21 protein-coding genes are annotated in these 22,194 nt (G+C 39.9%); 5 read left to right on the top strand and 16 right to left on the bottom strand.

Going from position 1 to position 22,194, the window contains the following annotated elements; translation table 11 throughout:
* Nucleotides 1–105: 105 nt before the first annotated feature.
* Complete coding sequence (gene rpsN / locus QK255_RS00955; protein ID WP_002293413.1) at nt 106–375, top strand: 30S ribosomal protein S14; 270 nt, start codon at nt 106–108, stop codon at nt 373–375.
* A 171-nt stretch (nt 376–546) separates the two neighbouring features.
* Here the strand turns inward: rpsN and QK255_RS00950 are convergent, their stop codons facing one another.
* From QK255_RS00950 to QK255_RS00925, 6 genes are all read right to left on the bottom strand, one after another.
* On the bottom strand, nt 547–909 hold the full coding sequence (locus QK255_RS00950) for a type II toxin-antitoxin system PemK/MazF family toxin (protein ID WP_002289874.1): 363 nt from the start codon (nt 907–909) through the stop codon (nt 547–549).
* Nucleotides 910–919: 10 nt separating this feature from the next.
* Nucleotides 920–2,041 carry an alanine racemase gene (gene alr, locus QK255_RS00945; RefSeq protein ID WP_002329725.1) on the bottom strand — a complete coding sequence of 374 codons (1,122 nt, stop codon included), beginning with the start codon at nt 2,039–2,041 and terminating at the stop codon, nt 920–922.
* Nucleotides 2,042–2,056: 15 nt separating this feature from the next.
* A complete protein-coding gene (gene acpS / locus QK255_RS00940) occupies nt 2,057–2,407 on the bottom strand; it encodes a holo-ACP synthase (RefSeq protein WP_002293418.1) in 351 nt (116 codons plus the stop codon).
* Between the two features lie 129 nt (nt 2,408–2,536).
* Nucleotides 2,537–4,048: a degradosome RNA helicase CshA gene (cshA, locus tag QK255_RS00935; protein WP_002293419.1), complete on the bottom strand. Its 1,512-nt coding sequence runs from the start codon at nt 4,046–4,048 to the stop codon at nt 2,537–2,539.
* A 321-nt stretch (nt 4,049–4,369) separates the two neighbouring features.
* The gene (locus tag QK255_RS00930; RefSeq protein WP_002293421.1) at nt 4,370–5,722 is read right to left on the bottom strand and encodes a UDP-N-acetylmuramoyl-tripeptide--D-alanyl-D-alanine ligase; all 1,353 of its coding nucleotides are present in this window, start codon (nt 5,720–5,722) and stop codon (nt 4,370–4,372) included.
* Nucleotides 5,723–5,874: 152 nt separating this feature from the next.
* Complete coding sequence (locus QK255_RS00925) at nt 5,875–6,951, bottom strand: D-alanine--D-alanine ligase (RefSeq protein ID WP_002293424.1); 1,077 nt, start codon at nt 6,949–6,951, stop codon at nt 5,875–5,877.
* A 195-nt stretch (nt 6,952–7,146) separates the two neighbouring features.
* Here QK255_RS00925 and QK255_RS00920 point away from each other — a divergent pair, with 195 nt between their 5' ends.
* A complete protein-coding gene (locus QK255_RS00920) occupies nt 7,147–8,892 on the top strand; it encodes an ABC1 kinase family protein (RefSeq protein WP_002336146.1) in 1,746 nt (581 codons plus the stop codon).
* Between the two features lie 182 nt (nt 8,893–9,074).
* Here the strand turns inward: QK255_RS00920 and QK255_RS00915 are convergent, their stop codons facing one another.
* The 7 genes from QK255_RS00915 to QK255_RS00885 all read right to left on the bottom strand — a co-directional run bounded on the left by QK255_RS00915 (nt 9,075) and on the right by QK255_RS00885 (nt 14,933).
* A complete protein-coding gene (locus tag QK255_RS00915; protein WP_002293427.1) occupies nt 9,075–9,542 on the bottom strand; it encodes a YaiI/YqxD family protein in 468 nt (155 codons plus the stop codon).
* The gene (locus QK255_RS00910; RefSeq protein ID WP_002293429.1) at nt 9,526–10,899 is read right to left on the bottom strand and encodes a hypothetical protein; all 1,374 of its coding nucleotides are present in this window, start codon (nt 10,897–10,899) and stop codon (nt 9,526–9,528) included. Before QK255_RS00910 ends, QK255_RS00915 begins: the two co-directional genes overlap by 17 nt.
* Before the next feature lie 322 nt (nt 10,900–11,221).
* The gene (locus tag QK255_RS00905) at nt 11,222–11,710 is read right to left on the bottom strand and encodes a GNAT family N-acetyltransferase (RefSeq protein WP_002293430.1); all 489 of its coding nucleotides are present in this window, start codon (nt 11,708–11,710) and stop codon (nt 11,222–11,224) included.
* A gap of 21 nt (nt 11,711–11,731) precedes the next feature.
* Nucleotides 11,732–12,334, bottom strand: coding sequence for a TVP38/TMEM64 family protein (locus tag QK255_RS00900; protein ID WP_002293431.1), 603 nt, complete (start codon nt 12,332–12,334; stop codon nt 11,732–11,734).
* A 461-nt stretch (nt 12,335–12,795) separates the two neighbouring features.
* On the bottom strand, nt 12,796–13,425 hold the full coding sequence (gene udk, locus QK255_RS00895; RefSeq protein WP_002289751.1) for a uridine kinase: 630 nt from the start codon (nt 13,423–13,425) through the stop codon (nt 12,796–12,798).
* A gap of 83 nt (nt 13,426–13,508) precedes the next feature.
* Complete coding sequence (locus QK255_RS00890; RefSeq protein WP_002293432.1) at nt 13,509–14,204, bottom strand: YjjG family noncanonical pyrimidine nucleotidase; 696 nt, start codon at nt 14,202–14,204, stop codon at nt 13,509–13,511.
* 12 nt (nt 14,205–14,216) lie between these two features.
* On the bottom strand, nt 14,217–14,933 hold the full coding sequence (locus tag QK255_RS00885) for a 16S rRNA pseudouridine(516) synthase (RefSeq protein ID WP_002293433.1): 717 nt from the start codon (nt 14,931–14,933) through the stop codon (nt 14,217–14,219).
* 327 nt (nt 14,934–15,260) lie between these two features.
* Between QK255_RS00885 and QK255_RS00880 the strand changes: the two genes are divergently transcribed.
* From QK255_RS00880 to QK255_RS00870, 3 genes are all read left to right on the top strand, one after another.
* Nucleotides 15,261–15,869, top strand: a complete 609-nt coding sequence (locus tag QK255_RS00880) for a 50S ribosomal protein L25/general stress protein Ctc (RefSeq protein WP_002293435.1) — start codon at nt 15,261–15,263, stop codon at nt 15,867–15,869.
* A gap of 325 nt (nt 15,870–16,194) precedes the next feature.
* Complete coding sequence (locus tag QK255_RS00875; protein WP_002289744.1) at nt 16,195–16,518, top strand: DUF960 domain-containing protein; 324 nt, start codon at nt 16,195–16,197, stop codon at nt 16,516–16,518.
* A gap of 181 nt (nt 16,519–16,699) precedes the next feature.
* On the top strand, nt 16,700–18,070 hold the full coding sequence (locus QK255_RS00870; protein ID WP_002293436.1) for an MATE family efflux transporter: 1,371 nt from the start codon (nt 16,700–16,702) through the stop codon (nt 18,068–18,070).
* A gap of 128 nt (nt 18,071–18,198) precedes the next feature.
* On the opposite strand, the gene QK255_RS00865 is transcribed toward QK255_RS00870, so the two are convergent.
* The 3 genes from QK255_RS00865 to QK255_RS00855 all read right to left on the bottom strand — a co-directional run bounded on the left by QK255_RS00865 (nt 18,199) and on the right by QK255_RS00855 (nt 22,118).
* Complete coding sequence (locus QK255_RS00865) at nt 18,199–19,500, bottom strand: hemolysin family protein (protein WP_002293437.1); 1,302 nt, start codon at nt 19,498–19,500, stop codon at nt 18,199–18,201.
* 216 nt (nt 19,501–19,716) lie between these two features.
* The gene (locus QK255_RS00860) at nt 19,717–21,708 is read right to left on the bottom strand and encodes a KUP/HAK/KT family potassium transporter (RefSeq protein WP_002293439.1); all 1,992 of its coding nucleotides are present in this window, start codon (nt 21,706–21,708) and stop codon (nt 19,717–19,719) included.
* 143 nt (nt 21,709–21,851) lie between these two features.
* On the bottom strand, nt 21,852–22,118 hold the full coding sequence (locus QK255_RS00855; RefSeq protein ID WP_002293441.1) for a GlsB/YeaQ/YmgE family stress response membrane protein: 267 nt from the start codon (nt 22,116–22,118) through the stop codon (nt 21,852–21,854).
* Nucleotides 22,119–22,194 lie beyond the last annotated feature (76 nt).

The raw sequence follows: 22,194 nt of genomic DNA, 5'->3' as shown, positions 1-22,194 counted from the left end.
TCCAAAACAAAATAGTTGTTTTTTTTCGCGTATCGTGTTAAATTATTCATCTAAAAGCGTAAAGATTACGATTTACGCTAATAAAAAAATTGGAGGAATTTGTTGATGGCTAAAAAATCAAAGATTGCCAAAGCAAAAAAACAGCAAGAAACGATTGAACGCTATGCTGCTTTACGTCAGGAATTAAAAGCGCAAAAAGATTATGAAGGCTTGCGTAAACTTCCTTTAGATGCTCGTCCAGAACGGTTGAAAAATCGCGATCTAATCGATGGACGACCTCGCGGATACATGCGTAAATTCGGGATGTCCCGTATAAAATTCCGTGAGTTAGCACATAAAGGTTTGATTCCAGGAGTAAAAAAAGCCAGCTGGTAGTCCAAGTCTGGCTGTAAAGGAGGAGGGCGCATGGACCACTCCTTGGATCATCAAAAAAGATACGTTCGCTTCTTCTAGCAGAAATGCTGGTACTAGAAGCGGACGTATCTTTTTTTACGCACAGTTGGTCCTTTTTTTATATGTAAAGGCTGCATGGTTACTTCGCTATACTTATTTAGTAACAGGAGTGAGTGCCTCAATGCCCACACTAATTTTTAATGCTCGGTCAACTTCTGCCATAATTGGACGATCCAAATGGCAGACTTTTTCTTTCAATCTTGATTTATCGATCGTTCTGATCTGCTCCAACAGGATAACGGAGTCTCTTTCTATTCCTGTTCCAGTAGCTTTGATCCCAATGTGAGTCGGAAGCTTAGGCTTAGCCATTTTTGCCGTTATAGCCGCAACAATGATCGTCGGGCTGAAATGGTTACCTAGATTATTTTGAATAACCAAAACTGGACGTGTTCCGCCTTGCTCCGATCCCACGACTGGAGAAAGATCAGCAAAATAAATATCTCCTCTTTTTACCATAGGATCCTCCTTATTCTTGATATTCTCTTGGTATCCGCTGTCCTAATCCGCATGCCACTTCATAGTGGATCGTACCTAATTGATCTGCTACATCTTGCATAGTGATTTCTTTGTCTGCATTTTTGCCGATAAGCGTCACTTTTGTTCCGACCGGAAATTCTTGAGGCAATCGGATCATCAGTTGATCCATACATACACGTCCAATCGTTTCACAATAGTTTCCTTCTACCAATAAAGAAAAACCTTGCATCTTTCGTAGCCAGCCATCTGCATAACCGATCGGTATCGTTCCGATCCATTCTGCTTCAGGAGTGATATATGTTTCCCCGTAGCCGATTCCTTCACCTGCTGGGAGTTTTTTGACTTGGATCAATTCAGAAACCAGTTCAAGCGCTGGCTGTAACGGATAAACTTCCGGTAGTGCATGTCCAGATGGGTTCAGTCCGTACATTGCTACTCCATAACGAATCATATTGCCGATTGTTTCATCATGCCATAAAGCCGTTGCACTGTTACTGACATGTACATATCGAGGAAGTTCAGAAAGTTTTTTTAGCACTTCCATAAAGCGTTCCTTTTGCAGATTCCAATACGTATCGTCTGATTGATCTGCTGTAGAAAAATGGGTAAATAATCCTTCCCATTCTAATACACGACTTTCTCTGATGAATGCAGCTGCCTCTTTTACTTCTTCAGGTGTACAAAAACCGATACGCCCCATCCCAGTATCTGCTTTTAAATGGATCGAAAGAGGCATCTCTAGCTTACTTTCCTCTAAAATAGCAGCTGCTGCCTGCAACCATTCCCGGGTACCTGCAGTTACTGACAAATCATGAGCAACAGCTAAAGCCAGTGCGTCGTAAGGAACCATGTTCAAGATAAGGATGGGCTGAGTAAATCCAGCTTCTCTCAACTCGACTCCTTCATCTAAATTTGAAACACAAAAGCCCGAAGCTCCACCAGCAACTGCTGCTTCAGCTGTCTCTACAGCTCCATGACCGTATCCGTTTGCTTTTACTACTGCAAACAATTCTTTCCCTTGCGGAAGTCTTGCCACTTCATTTGCTACATTTTCAGTTATAGCTTTTTTATGTATCACTGCTTTCGTTGGGCGGTGCCAAGCGACAACCATCATTTTTCCTTCTTTCTAGTCTTCCAAAATAATTTGTGCAAAAGCTGTTTCATTTGTGTGAGTAATACTGACCCATACATTGCCTTCATGAGGGGAACGCGTAACAACGGGCTGACCGTTTTCATTTTTTAAAATCTCGATATCTTGAAAGGTAACTTTCCCGATCCCCGTTCCCCAAGCTTTAGAGAAAGCTTCTTTACAGGCGTAACGCCCGCCTAAAAATTCTACTTGGCGATGAAAAGGCAAGGACTGGAACAGTTTCGTTTCTTCAGAGGTCAAGATTCGTGCAATGAATTTTGGTTTTTCTTCGATCAGCCGAGTGATCCTAGACAATTCGACTGCATCGATCCCAATTCCTTTTATCATATGCTTTTCTCTTTTCAATAAATTTAGAACACTCTCATTCTACCAAATTATAACCATTTTGCCACAAATAAGTCCACAAATAACAAAAATGAAAGTTTCTCTTAAAACAGAGAAACTTTCATTTTAGGTTTAATCGTTATTTGAACGGATCACAAATCCGCGTTTTTTATCATTGTGACGTTTACCGCCATCTTTTTGGCTGTTATTATTTTTGCTATAACCGCCTTTTGATTTGTTTCCACGATAATTCCCGCCGTCACGACGATTACGGTTGTTTCCGCCGCCACGTTTGCCATTTTTGTTGTATCCTTTTTTCTGCATTGGCAATGGACGTTCTGGTGTGATCTTCACTGGTACTGCATCAGCTGGATCTTTTGCTGTCGTTTTCAGCAGTAATGCAACCAAATCTTGTGCAGAATATTCTTCTAATAATTTATCTGCTGTTTGCAGGTATTTATCTAGACCGTTTTCTGCAAGTTTTGTTTCGATTTGTTCAACTGCAGCACCTAATTGACCTTTGAATGCTTCTTTTTCAGTTGGCGGACGTAAAGTCGTCATCCGTTTTTTCGTCAAGTTTTCGATCACATGCAAGTAGTCCATTTCATTTGGTGTAACGAAAGTCACAGACATACCGCCTTTTCCGGCACGACCTGTACGTCCGATACGGTGAACGTAGCTTTCTGGATCTTGAGGGATATCATAGTTGTACACATGAGTGACACCTGAGATATCTAATCCACGTGCGGCAACGTCTGTCGCTACAAGGATATCTAAATGACCGTTCTTGAATGAACGCAATACGCTCATCCGTTTTTGTTGAGACAAATCGCCATGGATTCCTTCTGCACGATAACCACGTGCTTCTAATCCGCGTGCCAATTCATCTACGCGGCGTTTTGTACGTCCGAAGACGATTGTTAGTTCCGGTGTTTGAACATCAAACAAGCGAGTCATGATATCAAATTTTTCGTATTCTTTTGCGCGGACATAGTATTGATCGATCAAGTCAGCTGTCATTTCTTTCGCTTTGATCTTCACATGATGTGGACTTTTCATGAATTTAACGCCGATATTCTTGATGGCTGGCGGCATTGTTGCTGAGAAAAGTAATGTTTGTCTTTGCTCAGGAACTTGAGAAATGATTTTTTCGATATCTTCCAAGAAGCCCATATTCAACATTTCATCTGCTTCATCCAAGACTAATGTTTGAACAGTTCCAAGCTTCAATGTATGGCGGTTGATGTGGTCAAGCATACGTCCTGGTGTACCCACAACGATATGTGGACGATCTTTCAAGCCACGGATCTGACGGCCAATATCTGCTCCACCGTAGACGGCTTGCACACGCACTTTTTTGTCGCGCCCTAAACGATATAGTTCTTCTTGTGTTTGGATAGCTAATTCACGTGTTGGTGCGATAACCAGACCTTGTAATTCGTGACGATCTGGATCGATTTTTTCTAACATTGGTAATCCAAATGCAGCTGTTTTCCCTGTACCTGTCTGAGCTTGTCCAATAACGTCTTTTCCAGCTAATGCTAGCGGAATCGTTTCTGCTTGGATAGGTGTTGCTTCTTCAAAACCAGCACGTTCGACTGATTTCAACAATTCTGGTGATAATTCTAGTTCTTTAAATTTCAAATGAATCCTCCTATATGGTTGTTAACTGAGGATGTAGCTTTTTTGCTACCCCGTCGATTTGTTCGGTCAAAGTGTATTGTTTCTTTTTGACAGTGGCCACGCACGTTTTTACCCATTCTTAGCCCCTGTGGCACCACCGAAAAATCACTTTGCGAAGTTTAGGCATTAGAAAAGCCAAACGGGTCGCGTTCAGCTTTATCATGATTATGACATCTGGTTTCGACAAGTTGCTTCCATGGCAAAACCAGTCCAATTTCTCTTCATCTTTCGGCAATAGGTTATTCTAACATAGCTTTTCATTTTCTGCAAGTTTACAGATTTTTATTTCATTTGCTGAAGCTGTTCTACTACTTCGAATAAGCCCATGCTGTTGCTGCCTTTCAGCATAATACTGTCTGTTGATTCAAGATTTTGTTTGACAGCTTCAATCAATTTATTCTTTTCTTTTTCAAAATAGAACACAGGTAGTTGCGGATATTTTTGATTCAAGTCTTCTTTTAATGCATGCATTTGTTCCCCGTACAAGAAAATCATGGCAAATTTCTCAGGATCGATATGTTCACTCATTTGCGCATGCATGTTTAATGAATCTTTCCCTAATTCCAGCATATCTGCTAACACAGCGATTCTGCGCCCTTTTGTTGGCAGATTTTTAAAAGTATCTAATACTAGTCCCATGGCTGTTGGATTTGCATTGTAGACATCGCTCAAAATAGCTGCACCATTTCCTGCCGTTAGCCATTCAGTTCTGTTTTGTGTGATAGAAACATGAGCGAGCCCTTGGCGTATCTCAGGTATGGACAGTCCAAAGAAGCGCCCGATCGTATACGCAATCAAAGCATTCGTTACATTATAACTTCCAGGCAGCGGGATCGTAAATGTTTCTCCTTCTACTACAAAATCGGTTTGCGCTTTTCCTTCTGCTGTCACTTCTGCATGAACATCGCCATTTCCAATACCGAATGTTGTGACTGTTTGTACTAATGTTGCCGTTAAAGGTGTCAGCAACGGTTCATCTGCGGGCACAACGAGTAATCCGTCTGGTACAAGTCCGTCAGTGATTTCCATTTTGGCTTTAGCGATTCCTTCTCGCGACCCAAGATTTTCTATGTGTGCTTCACCGATCATTGTGATTGCTGCAGCTTTTGGTTGAGCCATAAGTGAAAGTTCTGTGATTTCATTGGCGTGATCCATGCCCATTTCCAAAACGATTTTTTCTGTATCTTGCGGCATGTGCAAAATCGTGTAAGGAAGACCAATATTATTGTTGTAATTTCCTTGCGTCTTATATGTTTTGTATTTTTCAGACAAGACAGACGCGGTTAGATCTTTCGTGGTTGTTTTACCATTGCTTCCTGTAATTGCAACGACTTCTGCGCCTACTTTTTCCAAGTAATAGGTTGCCAATTGCTGCATGGCTTTCAAAGGATCTGCTACAGGGATAACTGGAAAATCTTTTGGTGCTTGTTCAACAGGCAAGCTCCAAAATGAAGCAGATGCGCCGTTTGTGATCGCTTGCTGGATAAATTCATGTCCATCTCGCGTACCGACAAGAGGAACGAATAAACTTCCTTCGGTTATCTTCCGGCTGTCAAATTCGACATTGGTAATCTTTGTCAGTGCAGAGCATTCGCTGCCCACGGCTTGTGCAATTTCTTGTATTGTTAGATTCATTGAGATCTCTCCTAAAAAAGGTTGTGAAAAAAGCGTTTGGCCTAAACGGCGGGTTCGCATGACTCTCACTTCCAAGTAAATTTCTCTATTCGTATTTAGAAGCTAGAATGAACGCGGTTACGCAATCACTCCAGCTTCTTCTTTATTTCTCTTTATTCATTTTTTTCAAAAAAAGATTGACGCTGATGGTATCGATTCATTCCTAATTGAATCAGTTCTTCAATCAAATCACCGTATTTCAAGCCCATGTTTTCCCATAAGAGTGGGTACATACTGAACTCCGTAAATCCTGGCATAGAATTTAATTCATTCAGGAATAATTCATTTTTATTTGTCAAAAAGAAATCACACCGGCTCAATCCGCTTCCGCCTAACATCGTGTAAGCTAACTTCGCGTACTCTTGCGCTTTTTGATAAACTTCTTCCGGCACTTCGGCTGGAATCTGCATTTCGATTTTATTATTGATATATTTGGCTTCATAATCATAGAATGCTACGTCTTTTACGACTTCACCAGGCAAAGTCGTCCGAACATCTTCATTTCCTAATACAGCAACTTCGATTTCGCGCGCTTCAATTCCTTGTTCAACGATTGCTCGAGAATCATACTGATAGGCTGTTGCTAAAGCATTTTGCAATTCTTCGCGGTTTTCTGCTTTTGTAATACCGACACTAGAACCCATATTCGCCGGTTTGACAAACATCGGATAAAGCAAAGAACCTTCACATTGATCAAATACTTTTTTAGGATTTTCTTTCCATTGATTCTTAAGTACTGGTACATAAGGAACTTGTGGCACACCAGCAGCTTGTAAAATATATTTGGTCATGATTTTATCCATGGCACATGCACTGGTCAATACGCCTGCGCCGACATAAGGCATATTCAATGTCTCTAAGAAGCCTTGGATCGTTCCATCTTCTCCGTTTGGCCCATGTAAAACTGGAAAAACGATGGCTCCTTCTTCTTTGATTTCGCCCGGATTGATCACTTTTCCTGTAAAGCCTTCCTCTGTCTGTCCACTTGGGTCCCATGAAAGATGCAAGACATCTTTGCTGGCAGGTTTTTCTGTTAGTAATGGACCTTTGACCCATTGTCCTTCTTTTGTAATAAATACGAGTTGAACTTGGTAATAATTATAATAAATGGCATTTAAAACTGAAAATGCGGAAAGAATGGACACTTCATGCTCTGCGCTGCGTCCGCCATATAGTAAAGTAATCTTCAAAAGATTGTCCTCCTGTATTCTAAATCGTTCAGTGATTTACTCTCATATTTTAGCACAAAACAAAAATAAACGAATAACTTATTTATAAAAAAACGAGTTGGTTTCTAAAAGAACAAACGTCATTTATTTTTTGTCAGCTAGATTATTTGTCCCGTTTTTTATAAAAAGTTATGATAAAGGAAAGGAGGGATGATGATGGCGCAAACAAATCCACGCAGCCGCTTGGCAGAAATCATTCGAGTGTTCATCAACTACAATGTAGTGCCAAACTTTGTACAGCAAAAAAATCCCGAACAGGTAAAAAAAGCCTTTGAAGAATTAGGACCCACCTTCATCAAGATAGGACAGATGCTTTCTGTTCGGGAGGACTTGCTTTCCTCTGCCTTCACTCAGACATTCAAAACATTACAAGACAGTGTACCTAGCGACACATTTTCAACGGTCAAAAGGACGATTGAAACGGAACTTTCTCTTTCAGTATCAGATATATTCGATGATTTTTCCAAATCACCTTTTGCTTCCGCTTCTATGGGACAGGCGCACCGTGCCAAGCTGAAAAGCGGTGACGCGGTAGTTGTTAAGATCCAACACCCTAACATTGCCGAAGAGATCCGCCTTGATCTTCAACTATTTGAACGTGCAATCCCTTTGATCAAATACATTCCTGAAACTAGCGTCGTTGATCTAAAAGGGGTACTCCAAGAAGTAAAACGTTCCTTGATCAATGAAATGGACTTCTTAAAAGAAAGTCAAAATGGCGAACAATTCTATCAAAAGAACAATGGCTGGAAAGAGATCCGCAGCCCCAAAATTTATGACGCTTTTTGTTCGAAAAAAGTGATCGTGATGGAAGAAATGTCTGGTAAAAACTTGAATCATTTGATGAATGCCGAAAACGGAACAGAAACTTTTATCACCGGTATTCAAAACAAGCAGCTGAAACAAGAAGTTGCAAAGCTTTTAGTTGAGAACTTTATGAAACAGGTGTTTGATGATGGTTTTTTCCATGCTGATCCTCATCCGGGGAATTTGCTGTTCCATGTGCTAACAAAAGAAGAACAGACACGAGCTCGCCGAACAGCTGAAACAGTTCATGAAAAAGAGTTCGGTCCCTTTGCTTTTCGAGCCTCTACTTCTACAGAAGACCCTGTTGCGCCATATACGGTCAACTACATTGATTTTGGCATGATGGGGCATCTTTCTGCAGGTCTTAGGCAAAAGCTCACACAAGCCGTTTTAGCGCTGTATACGAAAGATGCTTATCGAATCGAAAAAGCGGTCCTTCGACTTTGTCAGCAGGAAGGCTTATTTGATGAAAGTCGGTTTCATCAAGAACTGACAAGTTTTCTTGAACAATATTATGATTCCCCTATTGATGAAATCAACTTGCAAGAAGTATTCGCACAAGTCGTGATGATCTGTCATCAAAATAATCTGCAGTTCGACCGTGATATCACGCTTTTGCTGAAAGCATTTGGGACATTAGAAGGGGTGATCCGTGTCCTTGACCCTGAAGTTTCCCTCATGGAAGTTGCTTCGCCTTTTGCCCAACATTACTTTCTCACCCATTTGGATGTAGAAGATACATTGAAACAAAGTGGATTAGACCTATTAGAGGGAATGAAGGCTGCGCCTAAGATTCCACAACAGCTCCATCATCTATTAGAAATGTGGACTTCGGGACAAGGAAAAGTCAATTTGGAATTAAAAAAGCAAGACAAATTATTGAGCAGGATCGAAAGTATGATCAATCGGCTTGTTTTCGGTATGATTTTAGCTGCATTGATCGTAGGATCTTCCCTACTTGTCCAAGCTGCACCTGTAGAAAATGCAGAGGTTGTTTCCTTATTAGGGATATTTACGTATGCTATTGCCGCATTTGTCATTATTTTTTTAGCAATCGATGCATTGATCCAAATGTATAAGAAGAGGAAAAAGTAGAAAAAAGTTGGGAGAAAGCTGTTCTGTCTCAAGCAATAAGAACGACCAAATAAAAATAGCTCCTCCTATTTTACCGTTTTTTGAGCGAGTACCGAAGAACAACAAAAAAAGGAACAAGGAACCCATTTATCCTGTTTCCCTGTTCCTTTTTGGTGTATTCGCGCACAAGTAAACTACCTTCGTTACCTACTATCTTCTGTACTTGGTAAACCTTGGTCAATTGCCTTTTTCAACGCTTGACGAAAAGCCGTATGATCTTTCTCCGTAAAAGGTTTTGGACCCTTTGTCCTTATGCCAGCTTTTCTTAACTTCCCACTATGGTAACGTTGTTCGAGAAGCGTACCGATATTCGCTTCGTCAAATTCTTTTCCAGAGTGATGGAATACTCGAACACCCTTCGGCAATACAAGTGAAGCTAAACCATAATCTTGCGTGATCAAAAAGTCATTCTTCTTAACCATACCGACGATTTTATAATCTGCACTATCAGCTCCACGGTCTACGTAGACGATTTGGACATGATTAGCGTATTCTTTGATCGTATAATGATCTACACTGGTTACGATAATCACGTCGAGACCATAGGATTCTCCTAACTTTATGACGTCGTCTTTTACTGGAGAACCATCCCCATCAATGAATAGCCTCATTCTTTTTCGCCTTCTTCCATAAATGATATACAGTCACCAATCCGCTCATTAAAAGACCGACATTGATCCATTTGGCTAAAATAAGCAGTTGCGCACTTGCTATCGGCACTGCTCCATGGTTCAGCATGATCAGTAGTAGATGGATTGGCTCTCCCATTTCTTTTGCTAAAATAGACAAAAGCGTCATCAATAAAAACTGGTGGATCACACTTCCTTTATTTTGAGTAGTGTATTTGGCAATAATCCGACGATCCATTGGAATAGCTACATCGGTTTGATAGTATTCCTTATTTAGCCAACTGCCTGTTACTACGTGCCAGAAACTAAGCAGAAAGACACCTATCGCAAAACCATTTGGAATCAAGAGGACCAGCAAAGAAGAACTCAGTCCAAGCAATTGCGTAGCCAATGGAGACCATGATAAACGTTTCAAAATCAATGGTCCGACTATTTTTGCTGCAATCAAACCGGCAGCATAAGGAAAATACATATAAAACGGAAGTTTCTCTAATCCGTACAGTATGCCAACATAAAAACTGCTAAACAAAAAAAGAAAATTCCCTAGCATTCCGTTTAGAAAAGTAAACAGATTCAGCCAACTTGGCAACTTCCATTCCTTCTTCTGGTGGCCTAAGACGAACACGAACACAATGAACAACACCAAGAAACCATAAACAGCAAGATCAAAAAGCCTTTCATCGAATAACAATCGGGCATTTCTCAAAAGAAACAATAAGCCAAAGAACACCAAAAATAAAACAAGCTCCCGCGTAGCCACTAGGTTTCTTTTAATATCTTTGAAATCCAGTTCGTAACGCGGATAATGACTGACCGTATGGTAGGCCATGACGTAAAAAAGTGTATAAATCGTAAAGCTTGCTGCAATCTGAGTCGGTGCAGGCAGTCCGATCGCTTGATACAGGATAAATAGCCAGATAGCTGCAAATAAGTATTTTTTCCCATCCATATTGATAAAGCCTTGCGTCTTCTCATGGAAATTGACCGTGATATTAGCAGGTACAAGCCATGCTGCACTCAGCCCTAGAAGAACACTTGAAAAATAAAACAAAGGAAAATAAAATACGCCTAGTATTCCAAGTAATGAACCAGTACCACCCATCAGCAGAGCGATCATCAGCAACGTGTAACTATCTAGACCAAATCGTAGACTATTGACTAAAAACAGCCCAGTCATCCGAAAGGCATAAAACAGCGTAAACGGCAAAATCGTCAGCCAATTATGCGAATCTGTTATTCCCAAAAATAAAAGATAAGGAATCAAAATAATCGTATTGCTTAAGATAAAGGGCGTTGTTTGCGTAAAATTGCGCCCAAATCGTTTGAGTTTTTCGAACATGACAATGGCTCCCTTAAACAGTCTTATAACTAATCTGCTCTTCGATTTTAGCATTAAAGGGGAAATAAACCAATTTTACAGAATATATTCTTGTAAAAAAAAATGCGGAAAGAAGCATAAGCTTCTTTCCGCATTTTTGCGGTACTTGATTACTCAAGCAGACAAGCCCTTCTCCACAAAAGTCTTGCCCGACACCCCTGCATCCGGCAGGTGATAAAGATAGAAATCAATTATCCTGTGCCTCCAAAATCAATTAGGAGCTCTGTAAACCAGAGTCCTTCTCGACCCGTCGCATGAAGTTACTTTAACACAGTTCCTAAGATTATGCGAGAGCTTTTTTCATTTTATAATCGACCATTTGAAATCCTTGACCGATATCTGAAACAAGTTCTTCTGTAATCTCAAACCCTTCATGCTTATAAACCTCGATTGCTTGGTGATTTCCCTGGTTCACTCGTAAAAAAATCTCTTTTTCCTTTGTTTGCGCAGCAAGTTCTTCATACCAGCGAAAAACCGAAGAAGTCAATCCTTGGCCACGGGCTTTATTCAGCAAATATAATTTACTTAAATAGATTTTACCTTTTATCTCTTCATAAGCAGTGTAACCAACAGTCTTCCCTTCACTTTTTAATAAAAAATAAGAAACGCCTTCTGCCAGTTCTTTTTGGATCTGCTTTTTTGACTGATAAGTTTTCAGCATATAATCGACTTGCTTTTGACCAATAATTGGTACAAAAGCTTCCGGCCATACTTCTTGAATGACTGCCATCAGCTCATCCAGTTCATTTTCTGTTACTTTTATTTTTTCCATACACCCACGTCCTTTTTTACATTATAAATGACCTTGCGCTTGATGGAATAAAAAGAGCATGATCATACTGTACACACCTACCGACCACGGCTTCAAGAAAATCACGATCTGCATAAACTCTCTAAAAGATAATTTCGTCAAACCAGCTACTAGACAGATTAAGTCGTCTGGCGCAAAGGGAAGCAGCAAGGTAACGACTAATACTTTTTTGATATCTTTCGTTTTTCTTGTCAGCAATTCATCAAATTTTTGATACTTTTTTGGCGATAAAATAAGCTGGACAAAGGCTACGCCATAGTAACGGACAAGCAAAAATCCGATTGCTTCTCCAATCACTAGACCAATACAACTATATAAAAGCCCAAATCCATTGCCAAACATCAGCATGCCAGCTACCGAAGAGATTCCTCCCGGCAAAATAGGAATGATCACTTGGATCACTTGCAGCAGAACAAATACTATCACTGCATACTTGCCGAATTCCTGGATAAACGCTTGCAAAGACGTGCTTGAACGAAAAATCCCATGATGATAAGCATAGAGAATCAACACAAAGAAAAACAACAGACCGATGATTGGCATGATCTGAAGACATTTTTGTAAAACTGATGCTTTTTTAGACATCTTTCTTCCTCATATCTTTTTTCATTTGCTAAAACTGCCTCCTTAGGGGGTGATGCAAAAGTAGCTTCTTCGGAAAATTCCTTCTTATTTATTGAAGCTGACTACTTCTGACACAACCTCTTGTTAAACGGTGTTCAAAAGCTTGCATCTGCGATAATAAACCCAACCAAACGAAAAACATGAGAAGCTGTTTTTGTTTGATTTGTTCTTATTACTGGATGCAGGGCAGCTTTTTCACGACCTCTGATTCACGGTGCTCAATCAGCTGACCTTCGGTATTAGCTCAAAAAACGGTAAAATATAAGGAACTATTTTTCCGTTTGTTTCTCTAATACTCAAGTCAAGACGCTGATTTCACAACCTCTTGTTATAAATAAAAAAACAGTTGACTGGTGACTGTTCAAAAAGCAGGATCCTTGCTTTTCAAACGGTCGCAGTCCGTTCAACTGTTTCGCTGCGCACTATTTATGGTTTAAGAAACTAGCCACTTTTGTTGTAATCAAATCAATAGCAACGTGGTTTTCTCCGCCTTCTGGAACAATGATATCCGCATAGCGCTTCGTTGGTTCGATAAATTGATGATACATCGGTTTAACAACTGTCAAATATTGCTCGATCACGGAGTCCAATGTGCGTCCCCGTTCTTCCATATCCCGTTTGATACGACGAATAATACGAATATCATCGTCTGTATCTACGTATACCTTGATATCCATCAAGTCACGCAGACGTTCATCTTCTAAGATCAGGATTCCTTCTAGAATGATCACTTCTTTTGGTTCCTGAATGATCGTTGCCTGACTTCTTGTATGCGCTACATAGTCATACACGGGTTTTTCAATGGCTTTATAGTTCAGTAAGTCGCCTACATGCTGAATCAGCAGATCATTATCAAAGGCAAAAGGGTGATCGTAATTTGTGTTCAATCGTTCTTCAAAACTCAAATGGCTCTGATCCTTATAATAAGAATCTTGTTCAAGCATCATGATGGAATGGTCCGGGAAGTTGTTGAAAATCGCACGGCTGACACTTGTCTTTCCGCTTCCTGACCCACCCGTCACACCAATGATAATTGGCTTGCTTTTTGTCATTGACTAAAACCTCTTTCGTATCCGTTTTTTCATTCTAATCTATTATAGCGAAAAAACACGAAAATGCTATATTTTTCTGAAAATTAATCCTTTTCAATTTCCAATAATGAGTAAAGTTCTTCTAAAGAATCGATTCGATAAGTGGGTTGGATCTCTTCGATTTCCGGCAATTTGTTTTTATTGAACCAAATCGTATCGATCCCTGCCATGTTCCCTCCTTTGATATCAGAAGTCAGTGAATCACCAATGATCACCGTCTGCTTTTTATCAAGATCAGGAATGTGGGAAAATACATGATCAAAAAATTCTTTCATCGGCTTTTGCGCTCCGACAGCTTCTGAGACAAATATATCTTTAAAATAATCAAGCATTCCTGCATCTGTTAAACGCTGATATTGAGTATGCGACACACCGTTCGTTACAATATAAAGTTCGGCGTGAGGATGGAGCTTTTTCAGAAGTTCTAGACTTCCCGGAATAAGATCATGTCCTTGGTTCAAGTAGTGACGATAGCGTTTCTCCATTTGGCGACTATCTACTGTTTTCCCAAATTGCTGGAAGAGTAATCCAAAACGACTGCCTGTTACTTCTTCTCGTGATAGTCTGCCCTTTTCAAATTCCTGCCATAAATGATGATTCAAAGCCTTATAGCTCGTTTTGATTTCTGGTGTCAATGTGATCCCTTGCTCTGCGAACAAAGCACTTAAAGCATTTGCCTCAGTTTGTTGAAAGTCTAGCAATGTATCATCAACATCAAACAATAAAGTGTTATATCTCATCCTTTTAATCTCCTATTTAAAATAAATACTTAACTTTTTCATCTCTGCTAGCGTCAACGATCGGTACTCGCCTACTGCCAAGTGTTCATCTAATTCCAATGGTCCCATGCTTAACCGCTTCAATGCGATCACTTTCTTTCCTTGGGCTAAAAACATCTTTTTGACTTGATGGAATTTCCCCTCTTGGATCGTCAATAAAACGGTACTTTGATGCTTGTCTGCTTTGAGTATTTTTAGATTAGCCGGCTGGCATTGGTACCCATCAGCGAATACGATTCCTTTTTCAAATGCTGCTACGTCTGCTGATGTCACCCTTTCGTTCACCACTGCTTGATAAGTCTTTGAGACCTTTTTTTCAGGAAGGAGCATTTCATATCCCAATTGGCCATTCGAAGTAATCAGCAATAGTCCTGTTGTATCTCTATCCAGTCTTCCCACTGGATAGAGCGGCTGAAAACGATCGGCACTTGCAATCAGATCGATTACCGTCGTCTTTTCTGGATCTGACACAGCAGTCACAGCTTTTTTAGGCTTGTTGAGAAGATAGTAGGACTCATTTGTTTCTAAATGTTCACCTGCTACTTCAATCCGATGCAGCAAACTGTCTACATTTCGATTTTGTCGAAATTCGACTGTGCCATCGATCATCACTTGCTTCAAAGCAAACAGCCGCTTCATTTCCTTACGTGTCGTTTCTAATTTTTCTTCTATTAATTTATCTAAGCGCATACCGTTTCCTTTCTTATTACTAATAAGAATTATACCTTGAATATGTTTGCTTGCAAATAAATCATCAACGTTATTCCTTGACTTAACTAGCAGTTCGCGTTACGGTTAAAGAGTAAAGTGAATTGGATTTCTCATACACAGCGTAATGACCTGGTGGAGAAAAGTTGAATCCTGACTTTCTAAGGGGAGATGCGCACATCTCTCCTTTTGCGTTTTTTAAGCGCCCTGCCTTCGATGATGTGCAAGAGATTAGCCTTTAGAATTCACTTAAATAAAATCTGTCCGTTACCAAAGCAGACAGTCACATTTTAAGGAGGAATTTTGGTTATGTCAGTATCATTAGAAGTAAGTAAAAGAGAAGTACGTCCCCGTTCATTAAGAAATAAACTTCGTCATGAAGGGAAAGTTCCAGCTGTTGTTTATGGGTATAAAATAGAAAGTACCCCTATCTCATTCGATGGTTTGACACTAAGCAAATTGCTGCGTGAACATGGAGCAAACACAGTTATCACGATGGACATTGACGGACAAAAAGTCAATACATTGGTTCATAAGATCCAAACGAACACTTTTACTAATCATTTCGAACATGCAGAATTTCTATCTGTCAACATGTCGGAAGAAACAGAAGTCGAAACAGAAGTCGTTCTTGTTGGCGAATCAGTTGGTGTCAAATCGGGTGGAGTGTTAGCTCAAAACTTGTATACAGTAGTCGTATCTGCTACACCAGACAAATTGCCTGAACGAATTGAAGTCGACGTGACAAACTTGGAATTAGGCGATTCTATTACAGTAGCCGATCTTCCAAAAAACGACGATTACAAGTTCGTGACCGACAGTGAAGAACAAATTGCTGCTGTAGTCGCTCAAAGTGAAGAAGAAGAAAGCACAGGTGAAGGCGGCGAACCAGAAGTAATCGGTTCAAAAGAAGAATAATACTGAAACAATCAGGTGGTGTTAGAAGCGGCGGGTCAGCAGCTTTTAACACGCCTTTTTTATTTCTAATCGTTTATTTTCATATGGGGCTTCCGCTTTTGTAAATAGCTTTGCAAACGAAAAATGCTGATTTACCAAGCTTTTCCTCGCATATTTTTATCGTACCTTTATAAAAATTTATACTTTGAAAAAAAGTATTCAATTATTGTTGCATTTTTCCTGATTCTTTATTAGAATGAACCCTCGTTAAAGTAAGTATTTCTAGTTTATCCTATGATTGATTATAAAAATAAAAACATTCGTTGATTCGAAGGAGGTTAACCAGATGTTTGAAAGTTTTGATAGCAGCCGCAACCGTTACGCTTCAGTTGGTGTAGTATCAAGTTTGCCAGATGAATTGATTGACAGTATATGGTTTATTATTGACCTAGATCTTAAGGGAGTCATTCCATTAGAAAATATATTAACCTTTGATTTGATCGAAAATCGTGGAAAAGTGACGATGCATTTTTCTCAAGCAGGAAGCAATGTGGAAATGGATATTGATTTGCCGTTTGCCTATTCGAACCAATTTCCTGCTCAAGTATACGCCTATGATGACGGTACGAGAGAAACGATCCTTTTACCAAGTGAGATCAGACAATATTAAGGTGATAGATAAACGTGGATGTCCCTTATTTTACAGACCAGGCCAAGTTGTTGATTCTTTGACTCAATTCTTGGCTTCTTTTTATGGAATTTCATCAATTATCATTGATTTCTAATTGGTATTCTCAGGATAAACGCTATATACTACTAACTAAATTTTAAAGATATAAGGAGTTTAAAAGATGCGCGATTTAACAAAAGGAAGCCCCGCTAAACTGATTTTGCTGTTCACTGTTCCTTTACTGATCGGAAACGTTTTTCAGCAGTTTTATAATATGATCGATATGATCATCGTGGGTCAGACACTAGGTAAAAATGCGCTGGCAGCGGTTGGTGCAACTGGAAGCCTGACATTTTTGATCATTGGTTTTGCCCAAGGATTAACAGCTGGTTTAGCCATTATTACTGCACAACGTTACGGTGCAAAAGATTATCGGGGTCTGAAGAAAAGTTTTGCTGCTAGTGTTGTTATTAGTCTTGTCGTCACTGTGATTTTAACTGTCCTGAGTCTCCTGTTTATTCGTCCGATGCTTCAGTTGATGCAAACTCCTCCTGAAATAATTGATCAAGCACAAACATTTATTTCAATTATTTTGTTAGGGATCTTTGCATCCGTCAGTTTCAATTTGCTTTCTAATGTCATTCGCGCACTTGGTGACAGCCGCACACCATTATTCTTTCTGATCATTGCGGTCATCATCAATGTCGTACTTGATTTGATTTTTATTATCTATTTTGGTATGGGTGTGGAAGGTGCAGCTATTGCTACCGTAATCGCACAAGTTTCTTCTAGCGTACTGTGTCTTGTGTATATCAAGAAAAAGATGCCTTTATTACAGTTACGCAAAAAAGATTTCAATTTTGACAAAGAAGAGTTTCGTGTACATCTAAATGCAGCTTTGCCAATGGCGTTCCAGTCTTCAATCATCGCTGTCGGTGCTATCGTATTACAAGCGGCACTAAATAGCTTAGGGACAGATGTTGTGGCTGCTCAAGCCGCTGCTGGTCGTATTGATCAATTTGCCAATCAACCGATGATGTCATTTGGTATCGCAATGGCGACTTTCACTGCACAAAACTATGGTGCAAAGGAATATGGCCGAATCTTGCAAGGTGTACGACAAACTTTATTGATGAGTGTCGGATTTAGTCTTTTAGCAGGTGCTATCGTCATTTTCTTTGGACATTTCTTTGTTCAACTGTTTGTTAGCCCATCAGAAACACATGTATTTGAATTAGCACAAACCTACTTCAATATCAATGGGTCTCTTTACTGGATCTTAGCAGTCCTGTTCATTTTACGCTACACGCTTCAAGGTCTTGGACAAAGCAAGATTCCTACGATCGCCGGTATGATGGAATTGCTTATGCGTTCTTTTGCAGCTATCGTTCTTACAGGAATGTGGGGGTATCCAGGAGCCGCAGCAGCTTCTCCTCTAGCTTGGATCGGCTCTGTTGCTGTGTTGCTTTACTCTTACATGCGTTCGATGAAACAATTGAAACACATGGGTGAAGAGGAGCATTTCACGTTAGAACATGCCGAAGCAAGGTAACCTTGATTAAAAGAAATCGGTGCGGCTAAAAATGAAAACTTTTATTGAAAATATCTTCTTCGTTTACCGAAAACAGGTTTTTTAGATAACAAAAGGCTGTGACATTTTTTGTCACAGCCCTTTTTCATTTATTCTGCTTCTCTTTCCATGGTCTCTACTTTGAAATAATCGATATGTGCATGCTGGTATTCTAATACCGTGAAGCGAAATGAGGCAATCTCAATGATCGTTCCTGCGTTTATTTCTTTGTATCGGCTAGAAGCAAATCCCGCAAGTGTAGTAAAATTCGTTTCTTCAAACTCTGGAATCTCTACATGAAAATAACGTTGGAAATCATCTAATGTTAGTTTGCCGGAGACGATATAAGAGCCATCTGACTGTTCCGCTATCAACGCTTCGTCCAAATCTGTCTCATCCCGGATTTCCCCGACGATTTCTTCTAAAATATCTTCAATCGTCACTAAGCCGCTTGTCCCTCCATATTCATCTTTTAAGATAGCAATATGTTTTCCTTTTTTTCGCATGATCGTCAATAATTTTTTTATAGGGATCGTTTCAGTTGTGACGATTGGCTCTTTAATCAAATGTTCTACTGTCAGTTGGTCATCTTTATAAGATTGCTTGATCAAATCTGGTAAGGTAACATAACCTAGAACATTGTCTTTGGATTCTAAAATCACTGGATAGCGAGTATGTCCTTGCTCGATCGAAGCTTTTATCGCTTCTTTTACTGTTTCTGAAGCTTCGAATACTTGCATAGACGTACGATCTACTTGTATATCTTTTGCCAAGGTATCATCAAATTCAAACACGTTTTCCAAATAATGATATTCTTCTTTGGTCAACTCTCCTTTTTCATAAGAATTCAATGCGACTAATGTCAGCTCTTCTTGAGACAAGGTTTCTTCTCCTTCAGATACGAGGCGCACACCTAAAAGCTTTCCTAGACCCGCTGCCGAATGATTCAATACCCAAATAAAAGGAAACATTACTTTATAAAAATAATGAAGCGGTTTGACTACGAACAAGACGACCTTCTCCGTATTGACGATACTATAGCTCTTAGGAAGCAGTTCGCCAATAACCACATCGATATACGTCACTAAAATAAATCCTAGCGCCACAGAGATTGTACTGCTGATAGCCGAACTGAAAGGTAGTTTACCAATCACTGGTTCCAGTAGAGCCGCGACAGAGCCTTCACCGACCCACCCGATGATCAGACCGGTTAGCGTAATTCCTAATTGACTAGCTGATAAATAATTATCTAAATGGTGTGTAACATGAAGAGCTAGCTTGGCGTTCTTCACGTTTTCCTTTTCTAGTTGTTCCAATTTTGATCGTCTGATTTTCACTAAAGCAAATTCACTTGCTACAAAAAATGAAGTAATTGCGATCATCAAAAATAAAATAATGAAATTGATAACCATATTCTCCCGCCTTTCTCTTTTTCTATTGTACCCTTTTTCTACAAAAAGATTGAAAATAATGCGTATTTATATTAGGAATAAAAAAGGAGATATGGCTGAAAAATGCCACATCTCCTTCTTACTCAAAAGCATTGCATTACTTGTTGCTAAACAGCTTTTTCATGATTTCTGATAAAAACGGTATTCAAAAGCTGAATTCAGATCAAAGCGCTACTTTCACAATCGCTCTTTCAACCATGTTTTCCGAGTATTTCCAATGATAAGCGGAACAGTTTCATGTTTTACTTCACTGTACTCTAGCCCAAACCATGTTTCTGGCGAGGTAGCGATTTTTTTGATTGCCAGTTTTGCCTGCATGATTTGACGCTGCCATTTTCCTAGAGTTGTCACATTGGAGACTACTTCATCAATCAGGACAAATTGGAAATCGCCAACTTCCCGTCCTGGTGTCAGAGAGTATCTTTGTGGCTGTTTTGGCAAACGGCCTTGTTTCATCAAATCATGGATGACTTGGCGAACATATACATTGATTTCCTGTTGGACCCTGAAACCTAAGAACAGATTCACTTGGACAATAAAGTCGGTGCCCATCATATCTACTTGATATTCTTTCGTATATGGCTCATCCGTCACTTCCACATGAACAAACCAATAAACTCGTGCTCTTTTAGGTCGCTTATCTAAAATCGAATAGATGAACTGTCGTCCCACTTTGTCTTCAGCCATATCAGGCACTAAGAAGACTACATTCGTCTGATAGATTGGTAAAGAAGTATCATCACGTAATTCTTTAAGCTGAGGGATATAATCTCTCAAAGACACATCCTCAGTTGACGATTCGCGGATGATGTTTCCTTGTTCCCAAATGAACATCACAACTAAGATGATCAAACCAATCAGAACGGCTACAAAACCGCCACGGAAGAATTTGACGACACTTGAGATAAAGAAAACAACTTCTATTGCACCAAAGAAAAAGGTAACTAAATATGCAAACCAACGAGAATGCCCATTTTGGATAAGATAAAAGTAAAGCAGTGCCGTCGTCATCAACATGGTCACCGTGATTGACAGACCATAAGCAGCTTCCATATGATGGGAAGTTCGGAATGTGACAACCACTAGAGAACAGGCGATCCATAGAATCAGATTGACTGCTGGGATATACATTTGCCCGATACTGTTTCCAGGATACATGATCTTTAATCGAGGCAGCAGTTTCAACTTGATGGCTTCCGAAACCAGCGTAAACGAGCCTGTAATCAATGCTTGCGAAGCAATCACCGCAGCAACTGTTGCAAAAGCAACGCCAATCACGATCCAACTTTGAGGCATCATTTGGAAGAATGGATTCAGGTTCTTGATTTGCTGTGCTTCAGGGTTTTGATAAATATTCAATAACCATGCAGCCTGCCCAAAATAATTGATAACCAAACAAATTTTGACGTAAGGCCAGCTCAAACGAATATTTCGTTTGCCGACATGTCCAAGATCGGAATAAAGCGCCTCTGCACCTGTCGTAGCCAAGAAAATATTTCCAAGAATGAACAAGCCTAGTTTGTTATCTGCACTAAAAAGCAGCTGGATTGCGTAATAAGGGTTCAATGCACGGATAACTGTCCAATCCTGGCTAAAATTCAGCAACCCCATTACTCCTAAAAAAGTAAACCAAGCGAACATGATTGGTCCGAATGCTTTTCCGACAATATCTGTCCCAAAGCGTTGGACCATGAATAAGACAAAAATAATAACTAAAGTGATAATGACGATCACGTTCTGGTTATTACCGAACCGGTCAAAAAACTGCGGAATTCCCCGCAATCCTTCAATCGCAGTCGTTACTGTCACAGCAGGGGTCAATACCCCATCTGCTAATAAGGCAGCTCCTCCGATCATTGCAGGAATGATCAAATATTTCCCACCTTTTCGGACAAGTGTGTAGAGTGAGAAAATTCCACCTTCCCCATGGTTATCTGCATTCAATGCAATCACGACATATTTGATCGTTGTTAGTAGAGTCAATGTCCAAAAAATCAATGAGACTGATCCGATAACAAAATCAGGATTGATTCCTGTCAATCCGCCATTATCTTCAACAATCGATTTCATCACGTAAAGCGGACTTGTCCCGATGTCTCCGTAGACGACTCCCATCGCTACAAGCAGGCCAGCCATTGATATCTTTTTGGTATTGTGCGTTGTTGCCACGTTTTTCCCTCATTTCTTGTTATATGGATGTCCTTTAGGTAAGCTTGAATGATAGACGATCTTCTTATCCATGACACCCGCTTTCCTAAATTGCTTCTAATTATCCAAGTAACACACTGAAGTGTCAACTTATTTGAATAAAATTATTCTTTCTTTGGTCGTTCCCTGATGCGTCTTGCCACAAATGAATAAAGAGCAAGGCAAAAAATTGCACCCAATAATGCTGGGATCAAATAAAAACCGCCAAGTTCCGGTCCAAGCGGTCCTAGTAAAAATTCGCCAAGCCAGCTGCCTAAAAAGCCGATAATGATATTTCCAGATACACCACCTGGGACTTCCTTTCCCAAAATGGCACCAGCTATCAAACCTAACACACCGCCGATAAACAACGACCATAAAAAGTTCAGCATAGCCTTCCCCTCCTTCGTCCCTTTATCTCACTTTTATTTTACGCTTTATTTAGAAGGACTCCAAAAATATGCACCA

It is taken from the genome of Enterococcus sp. ZQ21 (assembly GCF_030053755.1).
Taxonomy (GTDB): Bacteria; Bacillota; Bacilli; order Lactobacillales; family Enterococcaceae; genus Enterococcus_B; species Enterococcus_B lactis.
This window is presented reverse-complemented; position numbering and strand designations above follow the sequence as displayed.

What these genes read in the sequence shown, in the direction of transcription:
- QK255_RS00885 (WP_002293433.1), bottom strand. Translation starts at nt 14,933, where the DNA reads ATGCGCTTAGATAAATTAATAGAAGAAAAATTAGAAACGACACGTAAG.
- QK255_RS00920 (WP_002336146.1), top strand. Translation starts at nt 7,147, where the DNA reads ATGGCGCAAACAAATCCACGCAGCCGCTTGGCAGAAATCATTCGAGTG.
- QK255_RS00870 (WP_002293436.1), top strand. Translation starts at nt 16,700, where the DNA reads ATGCGCGATTTAACAAAAGGAAGCCCCGCTAAACTGATTTTGCTGTTC.
- QK255_RS00880 (WP_002293435.1), top strand. Translation starts at nt 15,261, where the DNA reads ATGTCAGTATCATTAGAAGTAAGTAAAAGAGAAGTACGTCCCCGTTCA.
- alr (WP_002329725.1), bottom strand. Translation starts at nt 2,041, where the DNA reads ATGGTTGTCGCTTGGCACCGCCCAACGAAAGCAGTGATACATAAAAAA.
- QK255_RS00950 (WP_002289874.1), bottom strand. Translation starts at nt 909, where the DNA reads ATGGTAAAAAGAGGAGATATTTATTTTGCTGATCTTTCTCCAGTCGTG.
- QK255_RS00900 (WP_002293431.1), bottom strand. Translation starts at nt 12,334, where the DNA reads ATGTCTAAAAAAGCATCAGTTTTACAAAAATGTCTTCAGATCATGCCA.
- acpS (WP_002293418.1), bottom strand. Translation starts at nt 2,407, where the DNA reads ATGATAAAAGGAATTGGGATCGATGCAGTCGAATTGTCTAGGATCACT.
- QK255_RS00890 (WP_002293432.1), bottom strand. Translation starts at nt 14,204, where the DNA reads ATGAGATATAACACTTTATTGTTTGATGTTGATGATACATTGCTAGAC.
- QK255_RS00930 (WP_002293421.1), bottom strand. Translation starts at nt 5,722, where the DNA reads ATGAATCTAACAATACAAGAAATTGCACAAGCCGTGGGCAGCGAATGC.
- QK255_RS00915 (WP_002293427.1), bottom strand. Translation starts at nt 9,542, where the DNA reads ATGAGGCTATTCATTGATGGGGATGGTTCTCCAGTAAAAGACGACGTC.
- QK255_RS00905 (WP_002293430.1), bottom strand. Translation starts at nt 11,710, where the DNA reads ATGGAAAAAATAAAAGTAACAGAAAATGAACTGGATGAGCTGATGGCA.
- QK255_RS00875 (WP_002289744.1), top strand. Translation starts at nt 16,195, where the DNA reads ATGTTTGAAAGTTTTGATAGCAGCCGCAACCGTTACGCTTCAGTTGGT.
- rpsN (WP_002293413.1), top strand. Translation starts at nt 106, where the DNA reads ATGGCTAAAAAATCAAAGATTGCCAAAGCAAAAAAACAGCAAGAAACG.
- QK255_RS00910 (WP_002293429.1), bottom strand. Translation starts at nt 10,899, where the DNA reads ATGTTCGAAAAACTCAAACGATTTGGGCGCAATTTTACGCAAACAACG.
- QK255_RS00865 (WP_002293437.1), bottom strand. Translation starts at nt 19,500, where the DNA reads ATGGTTATCAATTTCATTATTTTATTTTTGATGATCGCAATTACTTCA.
- udk (WP_002289751.1), bottom strand. Translation starts at nt 13,425, where the DNA reads ATGACAAAAAGCAAGCCAATTATCATTGGTGTGACGGGTGGGTCAGGA.
- QK255_RS00855 (WP_002293441.1), bottom strand. Translation starts at nt 22,118, where the DNA reads ATGCTGAACTTTTTATGGTCGTTGTTTATCGGCGGTGTGTTAGGTTTG.